The following is a 2,300-nucleotide window of genomic DNA, read 5'->3' on the forward strand; positions in this document are numbered from 1 at the left end:
GCGAATGAAACTACGAAACAAATAACCATAGACCCCACAGCAGACACAATTGTTGAAAATAATGAAACTGTAGCTTTAACCCTACTTGCGGGAACAGGTTATAACAACATTGCTACACCAGCAGCAGTAACAGGAACTATTCTTAATGATGAGTTCCCCGATATTAACCTCAGCAGTGACCAGACAATACTTGAAAGCGATATTAACCCCCAAAACGTCACTTACACTGTTACTCTTTCCTCCATTAGTGACCAAACCATCACCATTAATTATGCTACTGCTGATGGTACAGCGACAGCAGGGTTAGACTACATCAGCACCAACGGAACTCTGACTTTTGAACCAGGTATCACCACTCGAACCATTCCAATCCGCATTCTCGATGATAACCTTAATGAAGCAGATGAAGCCTTTACCCTCACCCTCACATCTCCCAATAATGTCAATCTGGGGACAAAAACAAGCGCCACCACAACCATAACTGATACCCTCACAAGTTCCGTGACAACTACCCTACCCGCAGGTGTAGAAAATCTCATCCTGACGGGAACAGCAGCCATTGACGGTACAGGAAATGACGGTAATAACATCCTCACTGGTAATAGTGCTGATAACACTCTGACTGCCAGTGTCGGCAATGATACTTTAACTGGTGGAGATGGTGTAGATACAGTTGATTATCGTCAACTTGCAACCAGTATTACCTTGCAAGCACAGGGAACAGTCAATAAAGGTGCTTTGGGAACAGATACGGTAGAAGCAGAAGTGTTTATCGGTAATAGTGCTTTTGCTAATGTCATTAATGCTGGAAGTAGTACCAATAACTCTATTAACGCGGATTTAAGTACCAATAGTCTCACGGTCTTTGGCTTACCTTCGGGAGATATCACTTTTACTGTAGAGAATTTCCAAAATGTCACTGGTTCTCAGGGCAATGATACCATTAAGGGTAATGACCTTGGTAATAACCTGAATGGTAGTGGCGGTGATGATACCTTAATTGCCAGTGTCGGCAATGATACTTTAACTGGTGGAGATGGTGTAGATACAGTTGATTATCGTCAACTTGCAACCAGTATTACCTTGCAAGCACAGGGAACAGTCAATAAAGGTGCTTTGGGAACAGATACCGTCCAAGCAGAAGTGTTTATCGGTAATAGTGCTTTTGCTAATGCCATTGATGCTGCAAGTAGTACCAATAACCCCATTGATGTGGATTTAAGCGCAAATAGTCTCACGGTCTTTGGCTTACCTTCGGGAGATATCACTTTTACTGTAGAGAATTTCCAAAATGTCACTGGTTCTCAGGGCAATGATACCATTACTGGTAATGACCTTGATAATAACCTCAATGGTAGTGCAGGTGCAGATGTCCTCAGCGGTGGTACAGGTGATGACTCTTACTATGTGGATAATGCAGGAGATATCGTTAAAGAAAACGCCAATGAAGGAACTGATACTGTTTTGACTACCATTAGTTACACATTGGCAAGTAACTTAGAAAACCTCACCTTACTAGGAACATCTGCTATCAAGGCTACTGGTAACGGTCTAAATAATAGCCTCACAGGAAATAATGCAGCCAATACTATTGATGGTGGTATCGGTAATGATACCTTGAATGGTGGTAGAGGTAATGATACTCTCCTGGGAGGTGTCGGTGCTGATGATTTAACTGGTGGTATAGGGAATGACTTCATTTATTTAGGTGCTAACGATAACGCAGTAGATACTGTCCGCTATACAGCAGGTCATGGTACAGACACGATTTACCAATTTGTGCGCGGTGTCAATGGTGATAAAATTGATTTTTCAGGAATCACTAATATTGATGTCGTGACATCTGGTCTTAATACACGATTTGCCGTGGGAGATGGTATTAGTGGTAATACTGGTTTTGGTACTGGTCAATTATTAGGAACATTATCTAGTACAAATGGTTTTACTAGTGATAGTGTGAATGTCAACCTGTTTGGAGGTAATTTCCTATTTAGTTAATAACTTTGTTGGGTTGAGAAAACCCAACAACTTCGGGACTTTATTGTTAGGACTTTGTTGGGTTACGCTGTGGCTTAACCCAACCTACAATTATCACAAACGCAAAAAAAAACCGCGAAAAATTTGCTTTTTAGGTGTTGACAAAGGATTTGAAATATGTTATCCTTATCTTGATAAGGAAGAGCTATCTTAAGGAGTGCGGAGTACAGAGTTAGAGAGTGGGGAGTATGAAGAAGAGGATGAAGAAGATAACCCCGCACCCCGCAATATAATATCTGTACTTGAGGTAAAGACTTTGTGTG

1 protein-coding gene is annotated in these 2,300 nt (G+C 41.3%); it reads left to right on the top strand.

Annotated features, from left to right (window positions below):
• Positions 1 to 1,998: Calx-beta domain-containing protein (locus H6F62_RS20275; protein ID WP_277878669.1), on the top strand; the 1,998-nt coding region annotated here is incomplete at its 5' end.
• Positions 1,999 to 2,300: the final 302 nt, after the last annotated feature.

The organism is Anabaena sp. FACHB-1391 (genome assembly GCF_014696755.1).
GTDB classification, from domain to species: domain Bacteria; phylum Cyanobacteriota; class Cyanobacteriia; order Cyanobacteriales; family Nostocaceae; genus Dolichospermum; species Dolichospermum planctonicum.